This window comes from Streptomyces sp. NPDC050508, assembly GCF_040655155.1.
Taxonomy (GTDB): Bacteria; Actinomycetota; Actinomycetes; order Streptomycetales; family Streptomycetaceae; genus Streptomyces.
Window position 1 is genome coordinate 754,558 of record NZ_JBFAJJ010000002.1, and the last position, 19,095, is coordinate 773,652.

The following is a 19,095-nucleotide window of genomic DNA, read 5'->3' on the forward strand; positions in this document are numbered from 1 at the left end:
CTCAGGGAGTCCCTCCCAGCCATGGCCACCCATCGCCGGCAGCACATCGCCGACTGGATCCGGTACTTCGCCGACCGCGGTCACGAGGACGTCCGGCCGCTCGCCGCGGGTGTCGAGGGTGCCGTGTACCTACTGGGTGACGGGAGGATCGCCAAGGTGTGGAGCGGGCGCCGGCCGGTCGGGCTGGGGCTCATGCGGCGGGTCTACGACGACATCGCGCGCGAGTCGGCGTCGTTGCCCTTCGCCACGCCGGAGATCCTCGCCGTCGAGGAGCACGAGGGCGTTCTGGTCACCTATGAACGGGAGTTGAGAGGTACGCCGTTGCGGGCGGACTCGGCCGTCGTGTCGCCGGGACGGGAGGTGCCCGCGCGGGACACCGACGCCCTGCTGACGGTTCTGCGCGCCCTGTCCGCCGTACCCGGCACCGAAGCCATGCGGTGTCTCACCGTGCAGGGCGACGATCGCCCCCTCTGGGAGGGCCACGCACGCTTCCCCGACGCGCTCGCCGCCCTCATCCAGCGTGCCGTCCGCCGTCACGGGGACCAACTCGCCACCCTGGTACCGGACTTCGCGGCCACCGTGCGACGCACGACGGAGTCCCTGCGGGCGCTCCCGGACGACGGCCCGGTCGTCACCGTCGTGCACGGCGACCTCGTGCCGCCCAACATCCACGTCGACGACACCGGCGCACCCACCGCCGTACTCGACTTCGGGTTCTTCACCACCGCCGGCGACCCTGCCTTCGAGGCCGCCGTGACCGCCGCCGTGTGGGACATGTACGGGCCGTACGCGGAGCGGCACACCGCCACCCTCACCCGCCTGTTCGCCGAGGAGCTCCACCACTCCCCGGACACGCTCGCCCTCTACCAGCGCGTCTACGCCCTGACGACCTACGACCTGTTCTCCCCGGACGGCAGCGACGGCCACTTCCGTTGGTGCGCCGCGCTGTTGAGGCGCGGGGCGGTCACGCCGCCGCGCTGAACGCGGGCGATGACACCGTCGGCCGTACCGCGATCGTGACCGGAGCCGTGGCGCCGCGGTCGGCGAAGACGAACAGGCGCAGGACCAGGAAGCGGCCGATGCCGGCGAGGCCGGAGGCGCTGAGGTAGACGATCTGTTCGGTGAGCATGCCCGGTGAGGGCTGGACGGCGTGGAGGACGAGGACCGCCGCCGACGTGGCCGCGTAGGCCGCCGTCGCCGAACCCGCCGACTGCCAGTGCTCGCGCAGGCCGGGGCGGCGCCCGGTGCCGAAGGTGAACAGGGCGTGCAGCTCCGTGCAGAGGATGGTCGAGGCGATCGTGATCAGCGCGTTCGCCGCCACCCAGGGCATCAGCGCGGCGAGCAGCGGTACCGCGAGACTGGACAGGACCCCGACACCGCCACCGCACACCACGAACCTGACGAAGGACGCGAACGGGCCGGGGCCGGGCTTCATGGGATTTCCCTCCGTACGGCGGCTGTTGGGCCTGCGCCGACCCTCTTGACCGGCTGAGGTCAACGATGCCGTCGTACGGTTCCGGGCACGATGAAGCGGTCTCCCGAACCGTTGGTGCAGCGGGCTCTACCAACGGGGTCGGGTTACCCCCCGTCCCGCAGGTCACCGCAGGCTGAGGCGGTTGTCAGTGGCGCCGTCTAGTCTCGTGAGCGATGGCACAGACATCACGGGCATCGCAGGCGTGGAAGTGCTCGGGACTGCGGTGGGCGGTGGACGGTCCCGAGCTGAAGTGGGACGGCGGGCGCGGCAGCCCGTTGCCCCGGGGGAAGCGGGTGGCCTTCGAGGTCGTGGAAGGGGGCGTGCGGACATGTGTGGGAGCGCGGGGGCATCCCTGTCCGGTGCGGACGGCGGTGCCGGAGCGGAGCACGGGGGCGCGGTGCGAGGAGTGCGCGCGGCTGGACCGGGCGCACTCGGTGGCCGCCGACACGATCGCGGACGACCCGCGGCCGTATCACGTATATCTGGCCTGGTTCGGGCCCGGCATGCTCAAGGTCGGCATCACCGCCGAAGAGCGCGGCTCCGCGCGGCTGCTTGAGCAGGGCGCCGTCTGCTTCAGCTGGCTGGGCCTCGGCCCCCTGATGGCCGCGCGCCGCACGGAAGAACTCCTGCGGGCCGCCCTCCGGGTCCCGGACCGGATTCCCTACGGCGACAAGCGCGCCGTCCGGTCCGTGTTGCCGGGCTCGGCGGCGGAGCGGGCGGCCGAGATCGCCGACCTGCACACACGGGCCCTGGCGCTGCGCGAATGGCCGGAATCGCTGCGCCGTGAGCCGTACGAACCCGTGGACCACGTCGAGGTGTTCGGCCTCGCGGGCCTGCCGGCCGCGGTCGGCGAGGTGAGCGGGCTGGTCGCGGGCGGGGTGGTGAGCGGGGAGCTGGTCGCGGCTGCGGGACCGGATCTCCACCTCGCGACCGGGCGGGGTGTCGTCGTGCTCGACACCCGGCTGATGACGGGGTGGGAGCTGGTTCCCGCGGGGGGTGGGGAGGGTGGATTCACCGTGCCGGTACGGGAGTTCAAGCGGGAGGCGCCGGGGGTGCAGGAGGGGTTGTTCTGACGCCTGTTCCGGCAGTGAGGGAGGGTCAAGACCTGGATCCCGTACGGATCCCTTTCGGCAAGCCGATGGACTCCGCTCGCCCTCGGGACCGATGGTGGGTGACATGAGCGATCATCATGTTGCCCCTGTCTCCGGTCCTGTTCCCGTCGCCGTCCGTCAACCTCCTTACTACGCCGTCGTCTTCACCTCTCTCCGGACCGAGGGCGACGAGGGGTACGGGGAGACGGCCGAGCGGATGGGGGAGCTGGTGAAGGGGATTCCCGGGTTTCTCGGGGAGGACTCGGCCCGGGAGCCGGGTGGGCTGGGGATCACCGTCGCCTACTTCCGGGACCTCGCCGGGATCGAGGCGTGGCGTGCGCACGCCGAGCACCGGGCCGCGAAGGCGTACGGGCGGGAGCACTGGTACGAGCGGTACTCGCTGCACATCGCCAGGGTCGAGCACAGCCACGGATTCGAGCGGGCGCATGGCTGAGGCGGCCGAGGTCCGGGCGTTCTGGCGGCGGCTCGGGCTGCCGGGGCTTGTCGACGTGCACACCCACTTCATGCCCGAGCGCGTGCTGCGCAAGGTCTGGGACTACTTCGACGCGCTCGGTCCTGCGACCGGCGGTGCCCTGGAGTGGCCGATCACGTACCGGAAGGAGGAAGAGGAACGGGTCGCGCTGATAAGGGAGTTCGGAGTACGCGCTTTCACCGCCATGCTCTACCCGCACAAGCCCGGCATGGCCGAGTGGCTCAACGGCTGGGCCGTCGACTTCGCCGCGCGCACCCCCGACTGTCTGCACACCTCGACTCTCTTCCCGGAGCCGGGAGTCGCGGACTACGTCCGGGAGGCGCTGGACTCCGGGGCGCGGGTGTTCAAGGCGCATGTGCAGGTCGGGGCGTACGACCCGGCCGACGAACTCCTCGACCCCGCCTGGGGGTTGCTCGCCGAGTCCGGGACACCGGTCGTGATCCACTGCGGTTCGGGACCCGCCCCCGGCAAGCACACCGGGCCCGAGCCGATCGCGCGGGTGCTGGCCAGGCACCCACGGCTGCGGCTGGTCGTCGCGCACATGGGGATGCCGGAGTACGAGGACTTCCTCGGCCTCGCCGAGCGGTACGGGGAGGTGCGGCTGGACACGACGATGGCGTTCACGGACTTCAGCGAACGCCTTGCGCCCTTCCCGCCGGGTGCGCTCCCCCGGCTCGCCGCGCTCGGAGACCGCGTGCTCCTCGGCAGCGACTTCCCGAACATCCCGTACCCCTACCTGCACCAACTGCACGCCCTGGAGCGGCTGGACCTCGGCGACGACTGGCTGCGCGCCGTCTGCCACGACAACGGGGCGCGGCTGTTCGCACGGTGAGGGGGAGCTGAGAGTACGGCCGGTACGGGTGATGCGGAGGAACGTGCGGATACAGGGGGAGGCCGGGGCGGGCACCAGGGGGGATGCACGGTTCCATGACCGGCGGATGAGTGCGGGGCAAGCGGTTCCAAGGCGTTCCCTGAGAGGCCCCTGTGAGTTTCTCAGGAAAATCACAGACTCCGGAAAGCGTGTTCTTAGGGGACCCCGACAAGGTGTCCACTATGACCACGACCTCGCCCCAGGGGCGCACCGAACTGCTGAGGCCGGACGGGAGCCCCGTCCGAGTGCTTGTGGTGGACGACGAGCTGTCGATCACCGAGCTGCTGTCCATGGCCCTTCGCTATGAGGGATGGCAGATCCGTAGTGCGGGTGACGGGACCGGCGCGATCCAGACCGCGCGCGAGTTCCGGCCCGACGCCGTCGTTCTCGACATGATGCTGCCCGACATGGACGGCCTGACCGTCCTGGGCCGGCTGCGCCGGGAGCTGCCGGACGTTCCGGTTCTGTTCCTGACCGCGAAGGACGCCGTCGAGGACCGTATCGCCGGGCTCACCGCCGGCGGCGACGACTACGTCACCAAGCCCTTCAGCCTCGAAGAGGTCGTGGCCCGGCTGCGCGGACTGATCCGCCGGTCAGGTGCGGCCGACCGCCGCTCGGACTCCGTGCTGGTCGTGGGTGACCTCACCCTCGACGAGGACAGCCACGAGGTGTCGCGGGCCGGGGACGGCATCCACCTCACCGCCACCGAGTTTGAGCTGTTGCGGTTCCTGATGCGTAATCCCCGTCGTGTACTCAGCAAGGCACAGATCCTCGACCGTGTGTGGTCGTACGACTTCGGTGGGCAGGCCAATGTGGTCGAGCTCTACATCTCGTACCTCCGCCGCAAGATCGACGCGGGACGTGAGCCGATGATCCACACCCGGCGCGGTGCCGGTTACCTGATCAAGCCCGCGGCCTCATGAGCGGGCGACGACGGCCGCGTGCGCAGAAGAAACGAGCGGGTAAGCCGCGCACCCTGCGGACCCGGCTCGTCGTCGCGTCCGTGACGCTGATCGCGGTGGTGTGTGCGGTGATCGGTACGGTGACGACTGTCGCGTTGCAGTCGCACCTGTACCAGCAGCTTGAGGGCAAGGTGACGGACGCGGCCATCCGTGCCGTGGGCCGCCCGCAGGGCAACCCGAACGAGGCACCTCCGGAGAACCAGAACGGCTCGTCCTCCACCACCTCCACTGCTTCCGGGAAGGATCCCCTTCCCGTCCAGACGCCGGCAGCGAAGGTCAACAGGGTCCTCACCAGCAGCGGTCCGACGCAGGAGAAGGCCGTCGCCGCCTATGTGAAGAAGGGCGCGATCGTCACCGCGTCCTACAGTCTGCCGAAGACCGACAGCTCCGGCGTGGGCAACGGGATGGCCACCCCGGCTCTCAACACGGCGCAGAAGCAGGCCCTCGCGTCCGTGGCGAAGGACGGCAAGGCACACACCGTGACCATCCCCGGTCTCGGTGACTATCTCGTCAAGTACGCCTCGATCCCGGACAACAGCAGCGAGGGTCTGTACGTCGCCCTGCCGACCACGGATGTCGCCAACACCGTCAACACCCTCATCCTGGTCGAGCTCAGCGTCACCGGTGCCGGCCTGGTGGCCGCCGCCATCGCCGGCTACGTCCTCGTCGGCGTAGCCACCCGCCCCCTCCGCCGCGTCGCCGCCACCGCCACCCGGGTCTCCGAACTCCCCCTGCACACCGGCGAAGTCACCCTCAACGAGCGTGTCCCCGAGTCCGAGACCGACCCGCACACCGAGGTCGGCCAGGTGGGCGCCGCGCTCAACCGGATGCTCGACCACGTGCACGGCGCCCTGCACGCACGCCAGCAGAGCGAGATGCGGGTACGGCAGTTCGTCGCGGACGCCAGTCACGAGCTGCGGACACCGCTCGCCTCGATCCGCGGTTACGCCGAGCTGACCCGTCGCGGGCGCGAACAGACCGGCCCCGACACCAAGCACGCCCTCGGCCGGATCGAGTCCGAGGCCGGCCGCATGACCCTCCTCGTGGAGGATCTGCTGCTCCTCGCCCGGCTCGACGCGGGCAGACCGCTCCAGTTCGACCAGACCGACCTCATCCCGCTCGTCGTGGACACCATCAGCGACTCGCGCGCGGCCGGCATGGGCCACAACTGGCGGCTCGACCTGCCCGACGAACCGGCCCTCGTGTCGGCGGACGCGGCCCGTATCCAGCAGGTGCTGGTCAATCTGCTCGGCAACGCCCGCAAGCACACACCACCCGGCACGACGATCACCGCCCGCGTGCAGAGACGCGGACCGTGGATGTGCGTGGACGTCGAGGACAACGGCCAGGGCATTCCGCCCGATTTGCTGCCGCATGTCTTCGAGCGGTTCGCGCGCGGCGACACGGCGCGTTCCCGGTCGACGGGTTCGACGGGTCTGGGCCTCGCCATCGTGCAGGCGGTCGCGACCGCACACGGCGGCGCGGTCACCGTGGACAGTGTTCCCGGACGCACGGTGTTCACCGTGCATCTGCCCGCGCTTGCACCGGCTGTGCCCACGCCCGCCCCCGAAACGAATTGGCAATCGCACTCACAGGCACAGCACAGTGCCACCACATGGGTGCAACAGGGCGCTTGAGGAGAGTCGGTGCATGCGAACCGACTCTTCTCCCGGCACCCTGCCGGCGCGGGAGCACCTCCCGGCCGGAGACGCCGGTACGCCTGTCCTGGACGTAGTGATCCCCGTCTACAACGAGGAGAAGGACCTCCAGCCATGTGTGCTCAGACTGCACGAGCACCTCAAGCGCACGTTCCCGTACGCGTTCCGCATCACCATCGCGGACAACGCGTCGATCGACACCACCCCTCAGGTGGCCGCGCGGCTGGAGTCGGACATCCCGGAGGTCAAGTCCTTCCGGCTGGAGCAGAAGGGGCGCGGTCGAGCACTGCGCACCGTCTGGTCCGCCTCGGACGCCCCGATCCTCGCCTACATGGACGTCGACCTCTCCACCGACCTCAACGCGCTGCTTCCCCTGGTGGCGCCGCTGATCTCGGGTCACTCCGACCTGGCGATCGGTTCCCGGCTGGCCCGCTCGTCGCGTGTCGTGCGTGGCGCCAAGCGCGAGTTCATCAGCCGGACCTACAACCTGATCCTGCGCGGCTCGCTCCAGGCCCGCTTCTCGGACGCCCAGTGCGGATTCAAGGCGATCCGGCGTGATGTGGCCCAGGCGCTGCTGCCGCTCGTCGAGGACACCGGCTGGTTCTTCGACACCGAGATGCTGGTGCTGGCCGAGCGTGCCGGACTCCGTATCCACGAGGTGCCGGTCGACTGGGTCGACGACCCGAACTCGACCGTCCACATCGTCAGGACGGCGACCGAGGACCTGAAGGGAGTGTGGCGCGTGGGCAAGGCCCTGGCCTCCGGTTCGCTGCCGCTCGACCGCGTCACGCGGCCCTTCGGCGACGACCCGCGCGACCGCGACATCCAGGACGTGCCCAAGGGGCTGGCCCGCCAGCTCGTCGGGTTCTGCGTGGTCGGCGGTCTCTCCACCCTCTTCTACCTCGTCCTCTACAGCCTCTTCCGGCAGTTCGGCGGCTCACAGGTCGCCAACGCGCTGGCCCTGCTGGTCTCGGCGGTCGCCAACACCGCCGCGAACCGCAGACTGACCTTCGGGGTCCGCGGCCGGGGCGGCGCCGTCCGCCACCAGGCCCAGGGCCTCGTCGTCTTCGCCATCGGCCTCGCGCTGACCAGTGGCTCCCTCGCCGCCCTGAACGCGGCCAGCAGTAACCCGGCGCACTCCACCGAACTCGCGGTCCTGGTGGCCGCCAACCTCGCGGCGACGGTCCTGCGCTTCCTGCTCTTCCGCGCCTGGGTGTTCCCGGACCGCGGCGACAGCGCCGACGACTCGACGGTCGCAGCCCTCAACTCCCCTTCGTCGCCGACCTATTCGACGGCGCCGCAGCACCCGCAGAACCCGCAGTACCCCGGTGCGTACGCCCCGCTGCCCCAGCGTCACCCGCAGCCGCAGCAGGGCGCGTACGACACCACCCCGAACACCACCCAGTTCCGCGCCGGTGAAGCCGCGGACGGCACCTGGAGGGACGCGACGATGCAGTTGCAGCCGGTGCGTCCCCACGACACCGATCCGAGGGATCCCCGATGACCACCGACACCGATCAGACGACCTACCCGGGAGGAGGCAGTCCCTCGTCCTGGGGGCCGCCTACCGGTGACAGCGACACCGGCAGAGACACGGCCGTACACGAGCCGGTGGCGCCTGCGGACACCCTGGCCCCCCAGGCTGGTGAGCCCAAGCAGCCGCTCGGGCGCCGTCTGTGGCGCGGCCGGCCCGAGGACCCGCGCTGGGTGCGCCCCGCGTTCTGGGGCATGCTGCTCGCGACGGGCCTGCTCTACCTCTACAACCTGAGCGCGTCCGGCTACTCCAACTCCTTCTACTCGGCGGCCGTTCAGGCCGGCAGCAAGAGCTGGAAGGCGTTCCTGTTCGGCTCGCTCGACGCGGGCAACGCGATCACCGTCGACAAGCCCTCGGCGTTCCTGTGGCCGATGGAGATCTCGGTCCGCATCTTCGGCCTCAACTCGTGGGCGATCCTGGTCCCCGAGGTCCTCATGGGCGTCGGCACGGTCGCGGTCGTCTACGCGGCGGTACGGCGTCGGCACAGCCCCCAGGCCGGTCTGATCGCGGGCGCCGTGCTGGCGCTCACCCCGGTCGCCGCGCTGATGTTCCGCTTCAACAACCCTGACGCGGCACTGGCGTTGCTGATGGCCGCCGCCTGCTACCTCGTCGTCCGGTCCCTGGAGGACGGCCGTACGAAGTGGCTGGTGTGGGCCGGAGTCGCGATCGGCTTCGCGTTCCTGTCGAAGACTTTGCAGGCCTTCCTGATCCTGCCGCCGCTGGCCATCGTGTACGCGGTGTGCGCGCCGGTGAGCGTGAAGAAGAGGTTCGCCCAACTGGGCCTGGCCACCGGCGCGTTGGTCGTCGCGGCCGGCTGGTGGGTCGCGCTCGTCGAGCTGTGGCCGGCGTCCTCGCGCCCCTACATCGGCGGCTCGCAGAACAACAGCTTCCTTGAACTGACCTTCGGCTACAACGGGTTCGGCCGCCTCAGCGGCGACGAGACCGGCAGCGTCGGCGGCGGAGGCGGCGGCACGGGCACCGGCATGTGGGGTGCCACCGGCTGGAACCGCATGTTCAACTCCGAGATCGGCAGCCAGATCTCCTGGCTGCTGCCCACCGCGCTGATCCTCCTCGTCGCGGGCCTGGTGGCCACGCGCAAGCTCAACCGCACGTCGGTCAGGCGCAGTTCGATGCTCGTGTGGGGCGGCTCGCTGGTGACGACCCTTGTCGTCTTCAGCTACATGGCCGGCATCTTCCACCAGTACTACACGATCGCGCTGGCCCCCTACATGGCCGCCGTCATCGGCATCGGCGCCGGTTCCCTGTGGGAGAAGCGCAGCGAGATCTGGGCGTCGATCACCCTCGCGGCGGCGGTAGTTGCCGCGGGCGTGTGGGGCTACGTCCTCCTCAACCGCACCCCCGACTACCTGCCCTGGCTGAAGTGGCTGGTCCTCATCGGCGCCCTGGCCGGCGCGCTCGGCCTGGTCTTCGTCGCGAAGATCGGCCGCCAACTCGCCCTCGCGGCAGTCGGCTTGAGCATCGTGGCGGGTATCGCCGGTCCTGCGGCGTACACCCTCTCCACGGTCAACTCCGCGCACACCGGCTCCATCCCGACGGCCGGTCCGGCCGGCGCGAGCATGATGGGTGGCGGCGGCGGTCCGGGCGGTGGCCGCGGCGGCTTCGGCGGCGGCAACCGCACCGGCGGCACGGGCACGGTGCCCGGTCAGCAGGGCGGCGGCACCACCCAGAACCAGGGCGGCGGCTTCCCGGGCGGCGGCACGATGCCCGGCGGCGGCACCGGCACCACACCCGGTGGCGGCGGTACGACCCAGAACCAGGGCGGCGGCTTCGGCGGCCGGACCGGCGACGGCGGCGGCATGGGCGGCGGCGGTGGCGTCGGCGGCCTGCTCAACGGCGCGACGGTCACCTCCGCGGCCAAGAAGCTGCTCCAGACGGACGCGAGCAGGTACACCTGGGTCGCCGCGTCCATCGGTTCCCAGAACGCCGCGAGCTACCAACTCGCCACCGGTGACCCGGTGATGGCGATCGGCGGCTTCAACGGCACCGACCCGTCGCCGACGCTGGCCCAGTTCCAGAAGTACGTGGCGGACGGCAAGATCCACTACTTCATCTCGGGCGGCACCGGCATGGGCGGCAGCAGCACGGGCAGCTCCTCGCAGATCACGTCGTGGGTCGAGAAGAACTACAAGAAGGTGACGGTCGGTTCGGCCACCTTCTACGACCTGACGCAGAAGACGAGCAGCTGACGGTTCTCCACTGAGCAGGGGCGGTGACCACACGGTCACCGCCCCTCTTCATGTCCGCGAGATCTCTGTTGTACGCCGTATAGGAACTGTTCTACGGTGTACAACATGCCGACTTCCCCAGGCCTCCAGGGCCACCCGAAGCGCTGGATCGTGCTCGGAGTCATCTGCCTGGCCCAGCTCACCGTGCTGCTCGACAACACGGTTCTGAACGTCGCGATCCCGTCGCTCACCCGCGAACTCGACGCGAGCACCGCGGACATCCAGTGGATGATCAACGCGTACTCGCTCGTACAGTCCGGACTCCTCCTCACCGCGGGCAGCGCGGCCGACCGCTACGGCCGCAAGAAGATGCTGATCACGGGTCTAGTGCTGTTCGGCGCGGGCTCGCTGATCGCCGGACTCGCCGACTCCACAGGGCAGTTGATCGCCGCGCGGGCCGGTATGGGGGTGGGCGGGGCGCTGCTCATCACGACCACCCTCGCTGTAGTGATGCAGATCTTCACCCCCGAGGAACAGCCGAAGGCGATCGGCATCTGGGCCGCCGTCAACGCCCTCGGCTTCGCGACCGGCCCGCTCCTCGGCGGCTTCATGCTCAACCACTTCTGGTGGGGCGCGATCTTCCTGATCAACCTCCCGGTCGCCGCGCTGGCCCTGGTCGCGGCGGTGGCCCTCGTCCCCGAGTCGAAGAACCCGCGCGGCGACCGCCCCGACCTCCTGGGCGCCCTGCTCTCCACCATCGGCATGGCCGCGCTGGTCTACGCGATCATCTCCGGCCCGGCGCACGGCTGGACGTCCGGGCGGGTCCTGCTCACGTTGGCGGTGGCGGTCGTAGTCCTCGCGGCCTTCGCGTACTGGGAGAACCGTGTCCCGTACCCCATGCTCGACCTGGACTTCTTCCGCGACCGCCGCTTCACGGGCGCGGTCACCGGGGTCGTCCTGATCACCTTCGGCATGGCCGGCTCACTCTTCCTGCTCACCCAGCACCTCCAATTCGTCCTCGGCTACGGCCCGTTGGAGGCGGGTGTCCGTACGGCGCCGCTCGCCCTGGTGATCGTCGCGCTCAACTTCTCGGGGATGGCGGCGAAGTGGACGGCGCGACTTGGCGCTCCGCGGGCCATCGCGCTGGGGATGATGTTGATGTCGGCGGGGCTGGTGTCGATCGCGTCGCTCGCCACCGGCAGCTATGCGGGGACTTTGGTGGGGCTGGTGTTGATCGGGGCGGGGGCGGCGATTGCCAACCCGGCGATGGCTCACGCGATCATGAGTGCGATTCCGCCGGAGAAGGCGGGGGTCGGAGCCGGGGTCAACGGCACGTTGGGGGAGTTCGGGAACGGGTTGGGGGTCGCCGTTCTCGGTGCGGTGCTGAGTTCTCGGTTCCCGGCGGTGTCCCTGCCGGTCGGCTTGGCGGCGGCGTCCTCGGCTGAGGAGAGGCAGAAGGTGACCGATTCCTTCTCTGCCGGGCTGGAGGTCAGTCAGTTGGTGGGGGCGGTCGCTGTCTTGACCGGGGGGTTGCTTGCGGCGGCGTTGTTGTGGCGGGCGGAGCGGGCAGACTCGGGGGTGGTGGTCGCCCAGTAGCTCGGGTGGCGGGGTGTGCGTTGGCGGCTGCGGGCGCGTTGTGGCTGGTCGCGCAGTTCCCCGCGCCCCTATGGGGGCGCCTAGAGTGGCCGGGATTTGGATGTTGAGGAAGGTTCGCCATGGCCAAGACAAGCTCGCCGTCAGGGCGTTCCGCGCGCACCAGTGTCTGGCTTGAGACGAAGACGCGCCGGGGCGGACGCGGCGGCGGAGGCCAACCCGGCCTCGACCGCACCCGCATCACCGAAGTCACCGTACGGCTGCTGGACGCCGAGGGTCTGACCAAGTTCTCCATGCGGAGGCTCGCGGCAGAGCTGAATGTGACGGCGATGTCCGTCTACTGGTACGTCGACACCAAGGACGATCTCCTCGAACTCGCCCTGGATGCCGTCTTCGGGGAGTTGCGGTTGCCCGATCCGGAGGCTGGCGGCGAGGACTGGCGGGACCAACTCCGCATGCTGGCGACGGAGTACAGGACCCTGCTCGTCCGGCACCCCTGGCTGTCGCCGCTCGCCGGGACGTTTCTCAACATCGGGCCGAACAACCTGTCCTTCTCCCGCGTCGTCCAGCGAGTGATCCGGCGCACGGGGCTGCCGGACCACGGGCTGACGGGGGCGATCTCGGCCGTCTTCCAGTTCGTGTACGGCTACGGCACGATCGAGGGCCACTTCTTCGCCCGCGTCGCCGACACCGGAATGACCCCCGACGACTACTTCCGGCACGCCATGACGACGTTCGACGGGGCCCCGACGACCGCCGAGGTCGTGGAGGAGTCCAAGAAACTCATGGCGGCCCGGGGCGGCGACACGGTCGCGGAGATGATGAACCGGGACTTCACTTTCGCCCTGGACCTGCTGGTGGCGGGCATCGAGGCGATGGTGAAAAGGGGTTGAACTCCCTTACGAGCTCTAGTCGCCGGTGGCCAGTCGCGCCGGGAAGCCCCCCGTCGCCACCGGACCCCACCGCTCCGGAGTGATGCGGATGATCGACTTGCCCTGCTTCACCATCGCCGCGCGGTACTCGTCCCAGTCCGGATGCTCCCCCGAGATGTTCCGGAAGTACTCGACGAGCGGTTCCACGGACTCCGGCGAGTCGATGACCTCGGCCGTGCCGTCGATCTGGACCCACGGCCCGTTCCACTCGTCGCTCAGGATGACCAGGCTGACCCGCGGATCCCGCTTCGCGTTGCGGGTCTTGGCGCGCTCGGGGTAGGTGGAGACGACGATCCGCCCGGAGTCGTCGACCCCGCAGGTCAACGGCGAGGCCTGCGGGCTGCCGTCGGCCCGGCGGGTCAGCAGGATCGCCCGGTGCCGGGGTCGTACGAAGTCCAGCAGTTCGTCCAGGGACACGGAGGTGTTGCTCGCGATGTTCGAAGCCATGCTGAGCAGCCTAGGCGCACCTCACCCGCTCACGCCTGCGGCAGCGCCTCCCCCTGCACCGCCTGGATGTCCAGCTCGACCCTGAGCGTCGTACCGATCGCCGCGATGCCCGCCTGGACGACCTGGTTGTAGTTCATCGCGAAGTCCTCGCGGTGCAGTTCCGTGGTCGCCCGGAACGCGGCCCGCGTGCCGCCCCAGGGGTCGGCGCCGGTGCCGAGGTAGGCGAGGTCGAGGGCGACGGGCCGTACGACACCGTGGAGGGTGAGTTCGCCGGAGACGGTCCAGCGGTCGGAGCCGGCCGGGGTCAGACCCGTCGAGGAGTAGGTGATCTCCGGGTAGCGGGCCACGTCCAGGAAGTCGGCCGAGCGCAGGTGGTCGTCGCGCATGCCGTTGCCGGTGTCGATGGACGCGGCCCGAATGACCGCCTCCACACGGGACTTGGCGATGTCGTCGGGCGCGATCTCGACCGTGGCGGTGAAGTCGGTGAAACGGCCGCGCACGCTGGAGATGCCCAGGTGCTGGGCGACGGCGCCGACCGTGGAGTGGGCGGGGTCGACGGTCCAGGGCCCGGGCGGTGGCAGTTCCGTACCCCCTTGCCGCGCCAGCGTCACCGTGCCGACCTCGGCCCGGCCGCTCGCGGTGACGATCGCGGTGGCGGCGGCGGGCGCGTACCCGACGGCCGTGACGATCACGGTGTACGGCCCGGGCGTCAGCGGGTTCACGTCCCGCACCGCCCCCTCCACGTCCGCCTCGGCCCGCAGCACCTGTGCCCCGGTCATGTCGGTCACCGTGACGACCGCGTGCGACACGGCCCATCCGTCGCGGGTACGGATCTTCGCGGTCAGTCCCATGTCCCTCTAACTCCTTGCCGTACAGCCGTACAAATGAGACCGGCCTGCGCAACACATCTCCGCTCGGGACGCGTTGCGCAGGCCGGGGTATCAACGCAGGACCTCCCCGGCGGACCTGGCCGGGGTCGCGGGGTCTGGCACGCACTCCCCCACTGCCTTAAAGGCGTGGGGGGACCCCCAGCGGCGTTGTCGTCGGTCGCCGACTCCCCCACGCTCGAACGACCTCGCGCGGGGGGACCCCCATCGCGTCGCCTCCCTCCTCCGCCTTGCAGCTGCACGCACCAGACCCCGCTCGGCCCTGCTGATAAGGCACCGTTGCCCCGAACCGGCCAGGCCCGCCGGGCAGGTCCTACTCGCCCGGGTGGGCGAGTTCGATGTCGTGGCCGTCGGCTCCGCGGCCGTTCACCGTGAGGGCGGTCGCGACCGGCGGGTAGCCCGTCGCGATCACCGTGTACTCGCCGCCGCTCAGGTCGGTGAAGGCGTACGCCCCGTCCGAACCGGTGGTGGCGGTGCCGACCACGTTGCCCGCCGCGTCCACGAGGGTGACGCGGGCGTCGGCCAGCGGGCCGTGCGGGGCGCGGACGACGCCCTGGACCTGGGCGCCGGAGTCGAGGTCTATCTCGACCCGGGTGACGCCGGTGCCGCCGACCTCGACGGGCAGCGCGCGCGGCCGGTACCCGGCGGCGTTCACCGCGAGGGTCACGGCACCCGGCACCAGCTCGGCGAACGCGAACTCGCCCTGCTCACCGGTGATTCCGGTGGACAGCAGGTCGCCGCGCACGTCCGTCACGATGACCATCGCGTCCTTGACGGGCAGCCCCGTCTCGGCCGCCCGGACGAGCCCGTTCAGACCGCTGGTACCGCTCAACAGCACGTCGTACGACACCGGTTCGGCGCCGTTGACCACGACCGTGGACGCCTGCGGCTGGAAGCCGTCGGCGGAGGCGATCAGCACGTACGAGCCGACGCTCGGCGCGTCCAGCGCGTAGGAGCCGTCCGCCTGGGTGACCGAGCGGCCCAACTGGCGTCCCCCGAGGGAGATCAGGGTGACGGCGGCCTGCGGGACGGGCGCGCTCTCGGCGCCGCGGACGAAGCCCCGGACGGGAATCCCACCCGAGACGGGTGTGGAGTCGGATGCGGTCACGGGTGCGGTCTCCTTCTCCACCACCGTTGCCACGGCGGCGAGTTGCTGCTCGGTACCTTCGGTCGCCCAGCTGGGGACCTTCTGCTCGGCCGGCGCGGGGACCTCGGCCGCGTCCAGCACGCCCACGGCTTCCTCGGCCGCCTGGGCCAGCCCGCCGGAGGTCCGCAGCGGGACCTCCTTGATGAACATGACGACGATGAAGGAGATGAGGGCGAAGGGGGCCGCGTACAGGAACACGTCGGCGATGCCGTGGCCGTAGGCGCTCTCCAGCCAGGTGCGGACCGTGCTCGGGAGGGCGTCCATGTCGGGCAGGGCGCTGCTGCCGACGGCCTTGGCGGCGGCGGCCTGCGACTGCGGGTCGAGGGAGGCGACGGTGTCCTTGGCGTAGTGCGTGATCCGGCCGGACATGACCGAGCCGAGCACGCCGACGCCGACCGCGCCGCCGAGCGAGCGGAAGAAGCTCACCGTGGAGGAGGCGGCGCCAAGGTCCTTCGGGGTGACCTGGTTCTGCGTGGAGAGGACCAGGTTCTGCATCATCGTGCCGACGCCGATGCCCAACAGGGCCATGTAGATGGACAGTTCCCAGTACGGGGTGTCGTAGCGCATCAGGCCGAGCAGGCCCAGACCGGCGGTGAGGAAGAGGCCGCCGGCGACCAGCCAGCCCTTCCAGCGGCCGGTCTTGGTGATGAAGCGGCCGGAGACCATCGACGCGACGAACAGGCCGCCGATCATCGGGATCGTCATGACGCCGGACATCGTCGGGGACTTGTCGCGGGCCAGCTGGAAGTACTGGGAGAAGAAGACCGTGCCCGAGTACATGCCGACGCCGACGAACAGCGAGGCCAGGGAAGCGAGCGAGACCGTGCGGTTGCGGAACAGGCGCAGCGGGATGATCGGCTCGCTCGCCCGCGTCTCGGTGAACACGAACAGCAGCGCGAGCACGAACGTGCCGCCCACCATCGTGTACGTCTGCCACGACAGCCAGTCGTACTTGTCGTCGGCGAAGGTCACCCAGACCAGCAGCAGCGAGGCGGCGGCGGTGATGAAGAAGGCGCCGGTCCAGTCGACCTTGACCTTCCGCTTGGTGACCGGGAGGTGCAGCGTCTTCTGGAGCACCACCAGCGCGATCAGCGCGAAGGGGATGCCGACGAACAGGCAGTAGCGCCAGCCGAGCCACGAGGTGTCGGTGATCACGCCGCCGAGCAGCGGGCCGCCGACGGTCGCGACGGCGAAGGTGGCGCCGGTGTAGCCGGAGTACCGGCCGCGCTCGCGCGGGGAGATCATCGCGGCCATCACGACCTGGACGAGGGCGGAGAGACCGCCGGCGCCGAGGCCCTGGATGACGCGGGCGCCGATCAGCATCGCCGGGTTCTGCGCGAGGCCGGCGACGACCGAGCCGATGATGTAGATGACCAGGGATATCTGGACCAGGGCCTTCTTGCTGACCAGGTCCGCCATCTTGCCCCACAGCGGCACCGAGGCCGTCATGGAGAGCAGGGCGGCGGTGACGACCCAGGTGTAGGCCTCCTGGCCGCCGCCCAGGCTGCCGATGATCGTCGGCAGGGCGTTGGTGACGATCGTCGACGAGATGATCGCGGCGAACAGTCCGAGCAGCAGCCCGGAGAGCGCCTCCATGATCTGCCGGTGCGTCATCGGAGCGCCGTCGGGGGCCGCGGGGGACGCCCCTCCGTGCTTGGCGTGAGCCCGCACACCGGCTGGTGTGGTCGTTGCCATGGGCTTCCTTTTCTTCCGTGCTTATGCGGGTGTACGGGTGGTGTGTTCGAGTTCGTGGTGGGGGGCGTGGGGGGCGTGGGGGGCGTGGGGGGTTTCGGAGGCGGCGGGCCGTAGCGGCGCCGCACGACAGTCGCCGAAGCTCGCCCGCAGCCGGGTCATCAGCTGGATGAGCAGAGCGACCTCCTCGTCGCTCCAGTCGCTCAGCCGGTCGGCGAGCAACTGGGCGGTCCGCCGGGAGAGTTCGCCCACCTGGACCCGGCCGCCGGGGGTGAGGCGCAGGATGCGGGAGCGCTTGTCCGCGGGGTCGGGGGAGCGTTCGATCCAGCCCCGGTCGACGACGTGCGCGACATGGCGACTGGTCACGGACATGTCGACGGCGAGCAGCTCCGCGAGTTTGCTCATGCGCATGTCGCCGTACCGGTCGAGCAGGGTCAGCACGGCCGCGGAGCCGCCAGGACAGTCGGACGGCATGATCCGCCCCAGCTCCCTGCGTACGGCGCCGAAGGCACTGAACTGACGCATCAGCTCCTCGTACTGCGTCCGCTCGGCCATCTCACCTCCATGCTCATTCCATGTTCGTTGCTTAGGGCAACCATAAGAGACTAAGAGAGGTTGGTTGCTACAGGCAAATAAAAAGACCGCGTGCGGCATAAAAAGTTGGCAAAGGCAAGCATTGCGGTATGTAAACCCGCAGGTGGGAATGGCCGCGTCCGGCCCCGCACTTGGGTGTCCCCCGGGGATTCGCTAGTGTCTCGGCCCATGGCAAACACCCAGGGCCCCGAGGGCAACTACGACCCCGCCGGCAGCACCCAGATGTTCCGTGCCTTCGTCGACGAGACTCCACAGGGCGGCCGACAGCAGGCCGCGCCCACGGCCTCGGCCGGACCCCGTATCGGCCTGATCATCGGCATCGTCGTCGCCGTGGCCGTCGTGGCGGCGGTGGTCTACCTGGCGGTCATGTAGGACGGACCGTTCCACCAGTACCGACCGCTCCACCCGAGCCGTGGTCTACCGGGCCGGTTCCACAGGGAACCGGTAGACCGTCGACTCCCGAACCCTGAAGCCGAGCCGCTCGTACGGCCGGTTCGCCGCGGTGCGGTCCGGCCGGGAGGTGAGATCGACGGTCCGCGCGCCGGCCTCCCGGGCGATCAGCAGCGCCTGCTCGATCAGGAGCGCGGCGATCCCCCGGCCCCGGGCCGCGCTGTCGACGACCACATCTTCGACGCGCCCCCGCAGCCCGGCCGGCGCCGGGAACAGCACCAGCGTCAGGGTGCCGACGACCGTGCCCTCCGCCCGCGCGACCAGCACCGTGTTCGTCGCGCACGAGACCAGCCGGCCGACCGCCGCCCGGTCCAGCGGCTCGGCCGTCGAGGACAACTGCGGCAGCAACCGGCCGAAAGCGTCCACGAGTTCCTGGGTCGCCTCGCGGGCGACCTCCACCTGAACGTCCATGCCGCGGAGCCTATCGACCGCGCTACTTCCACTGGACGGACACGTCCCGTGTCTCGATGTGCATGCCCAGCGGTACCCGCCATGCGTCGACGCAGACCGTCCAGGTCTTCTGCTCGCGCGCGCCGGGCGCGATCGGTACCGGGAGCTGTTCGGTGGAGTCGATGGTTGCCCAGTCGATTCCCAGGGCCCCGATGATGTGCGTCCCGAAGCTCACCGTGCCCGAACGCACCGCGGTACCACCGGAGTTGTGGAAGCTCAGGGTGACGTCCTCGCACCAGCGGTGGTCCGTGGCCGCGCGCACGGGGGCGCCCCAGCTGAGGGCGGCGGGGGTGACGGGAGCCTTCGTAGGAACGGCGGTCGGGGTCGGTGAGGGTGAATGTGTGCTGCTACGACCGGACTTGGCGCCCTCGGACGGGGAGGGCGACCGGGCGGGTGCTGAAGTCCCCGTCGGATGAGGTGACTTCGGGGTGTCCAGCGGTACCAGCGTCACGCTGCCGGTCGGCTGGACCGGCGTGGTGGATGGCCGGGGTGGGCCGACCGCCACGTAACCGCCGCCGGAGTCGCCGCCTCCGCACGCGGTCAGCGTCGCGCAGACGACGGCCGCCGACGCGCCCAACAGGGCGCCTCGGCGGCCAGTTGTCCATGTCGAACGAAGCATCGCGCCATGGTGGCT

General features: G+C 70.2%; 18 protein-coding genes. 11 read left to right on the top strand and 7 right to left on the bottom strand.

What is annotated here, in order from left to right:
* Positions 1–21: 21 nt before the first annotated feature.
* A complete protein-coding gene (locus AB0I69_RS08660) occupies positions 22–981 on the top strand; it encodes an aminoglycoside phosphotransferase family protein (protein ID WP_363094828.1) in 960 nt (319 codons plus the stop codon).
* Here the strand turns inward: AB0I69_RS08660 and AB0I69_RS08665 are convergent.
* Positions 965–1,435, bottom strand: coding sequence for a hypothetical protein (locus tag AB0I69_RS08665; protein WP_363094830.1), 471 nt, complete (start codon positions 1,433–1,435; stop codon positions 965–967). The genes AB0I69_RS08660 and AB0I69_RS08665 overlap by 17 nt on opposite strands.
* Before the next feature lie 212 nt (positions 1,436–1,647).
* On the opposite strand from AB0I69_RS08665, the gene AB0I69_RS08670 reads away from it, so the two are divergent.
* The 9 genes from AB0I69_RS08670 to AB0I69_RS08710 all read left to right on the top strand — a co-directional run bounded on the left by AB0I69_RS08670 (position 1,648) and on the right by AB0I69_RS08710 (position 12,755).
* Positions 1,648–2,547, top strand: a complete 900-nt coding sequence (locus AB0I69_RS08670; protein WP_363094831.1) for a DUF2797 domain-containing protein — start codon at positions 1,648–1,650, stop codon at positions 2,545–2,547.
* 103 nt (positions 2,548–2,650) lie between these two features.
* On the top strand, positions 2,651–3,019 hold the full coding sequence (locus tag AB0I69_RS08675) for an antibiotic biosynthesis monooxygenase (RefSeq protein ID WP_363094833.1): 369 nt from the start codon (positions 2,651–2,653) through the stop codon (positions 3,017–3,019).
* Positions 3,012–3,890 carry an amidohydrolase family protein gene (locus tag AB0I69_RS08680; RefSeq protein ID WP_363094834.1) on the top strand — a complete coding sequence of 293 codons (879 nt, stop codon included), beginning with the start codon at positions 3,012–3,014 and terminating at the stop codon, positions 3,888–3,890. The genes AB0I69_RS08675 and AB0I69_RS08680 overlap by 8 nt, the downstream gene beginning before the upstream one ends.
* A 221-nt stretch (positions 3,891–4,111) precedes the next feature.
* Positions 4,112–4,852 carry a response regulator transcription factor gene (locus AB0I69_RS08685; protein ID WP_317884636.1) on the top strand — a complete coding sequence of 247 codons (741 nt, stop codon included), beginning with the start codon at positions 4,112–4,114 and terminating at the stop codon, positions 4,850–4,852.
* Positions 4,849–6,528 (top strand): HAMP domain-containing sensor histidine kinase, encoded by a 1,680-nt coding sequence (locus tag AB0I69_RS08690; RefSeq protein ID WP_363094836.1) that lies wholly within the window; start codon positions 4,849–4,851, stop codon positions 6,526–6,528. The genes AB0I69_RS08685 and AB0I69_RS08690 overlap by 4 nt, the downstream gene beginning before the upstream one ends.
* 13 nt (positions 6,529–6,541) lie before the next feature.
* A complete protein-coding gene (locus AB0I69_RS08695) occupies positions 6,542–8,053 on the top strand; it encodes a bifunctional glycosyltransferase family 2/GtrA family protein (RefSeq protein WP_363094837.1) in 1,512 nt (503 codons plus the stop codon).
* Entirely contained in the window at positions 8,050–10,290 is a 2,241-nt protein-coding gene (locus tag AB0I69_RS08700; RefSeq protein WP_363094838.1) for a glycosyltransferase family 39 protein, read from the top strand. Before AB0I69_RS08695 ends, AB0I69_RS08700 begins: the two co-directional genes overlap by 4 nt.
* A gap of 105 nt (positions 10,291–10,395) precedes the next feature.
* Positions 10,396–11,865 (top strand): MFS transporter, encoded by a 1,470-nt coding sequence (locus tag AB0I69_RS08705; RefSeq protein ID WP_363094839.1) that lies wholly within the window; start codon positions 10,396–10,398, stop codon positions 11,863–11,865.
* Between the two features lie 119 nt (positions 11,866–11,984).
* Entirely contained in the window at positions 11,985–12,755 is a 771-nt protein-coding gene (locus AB0I69_RS08710; RefSeq protein ID WP_363094840.1) for a TetR/AcrR family transcriptional regulator, read from the top strand.
* A gap of 15 nt (positions 12,756–12,770) precedes the next feature.
* Here AB0I69_RS08710 and AB0I69_RS08715 read toward each other — a convergent pair whose 3' ends face one another.
* The 4 genes from AB0I69_RS08715 to AB0I69_RS08730 form a co-directional block, all read right to left on the bottom strand.
* Positions 12,771–13,241, bottom strand: coding sequence for a PPOX class F420-dependent oxidoreductase (locus AB0I69_RS08715; RefSeq protein WP_363094841.1), 471 nt, complete (start codon positions 13,239–13,241; stop codon positions 12,771–12,773).
* A gap of 29 nt (positions 13,242–13,270) precedes the next feature.
* A complete protein-coding gene (locus AB0I69_RS08720; protein ID WP_363094842.1) occupies positions 13,271–14,092 on the bottom strand; it encodes a YceI family protein in 822 nt (273 codons plus the stop codon).
* A 349-nt stretch (positions 14,093–14,441) separates the two neighbouring features.
* The gene (locus tag AB0I69_RS08725) at positions 14,442–16,970 is read right to left on the bottom strand and encodes an MFS transporter (RefSeq protein WP_363094843.1); all 2,529 of its coding nucleotides are present in this window, start codon (positions 16,968–16,970) and stop codon (positions 14,442–14,444) included.
* 21 nt (positions 16,971–16,991) lie between these two features.
* Positions 16,992–17,522 (bottom strand): MarR family transcriptional regulator, encoded by a 531-nt coding sequence (locus tag AB0I69_RS08730; RefSeq protein WP_363094844.1) that lies wholly within the window; start codon positions 17,520–17,522, stop codon positions 16,992–16,994.
* Between the two features lie 207 nt (positions 17,523–17,729).
* On the opposite strand from AB0I69_RS08730, the gene AB0I69_RS08735 reads away from it, so the two are divergent.
* Complete coding sequence (locus AB0I69_RS08735; RefSeq protein WP_317883654.1) at positions 17,730–17,933, top strand: hypothetical protein; 204 nt, start codon at positions 17,730–17,732, stop codon at positions 17,931–17,933.
* A gap of 45 nt (positions 17,934–17,978) precedes the next feature.
* Here the strand turns inward: AB0I69_RS08735 and AB0I69_RS08740 are convergent, their stop codons facing one another.
* Together AB0I69_RS08740 and AB0I69_RS08745 are read right to left on the bottom strand one after the other, a co-directional pair.
* Positions 17,979–18,422, bottom strand: coding sequence for a GNAT family N-acetyltransferase (locus tag AB0I69_RS08740; RefSeq protein ID WP_363094845.1), 444 nt, complete (start codon positions 18,420–18,422; stop codon positions 17,979–17,981).
* A gap of 22 nt (positions 18,423–18,444) precedes the next feature.
* A complete protein-coding gene (locus tag AB0I69_RS08745) occupies positions 18,445–19,080 on the bottom strand; it encodes a hypothetical protein (RefSeq protein WP_363094846.1) in 636 nt (211 codons plus the stop codon).
* Positions 19,081–19,095 lie beyond the last annotated feature (15 nt).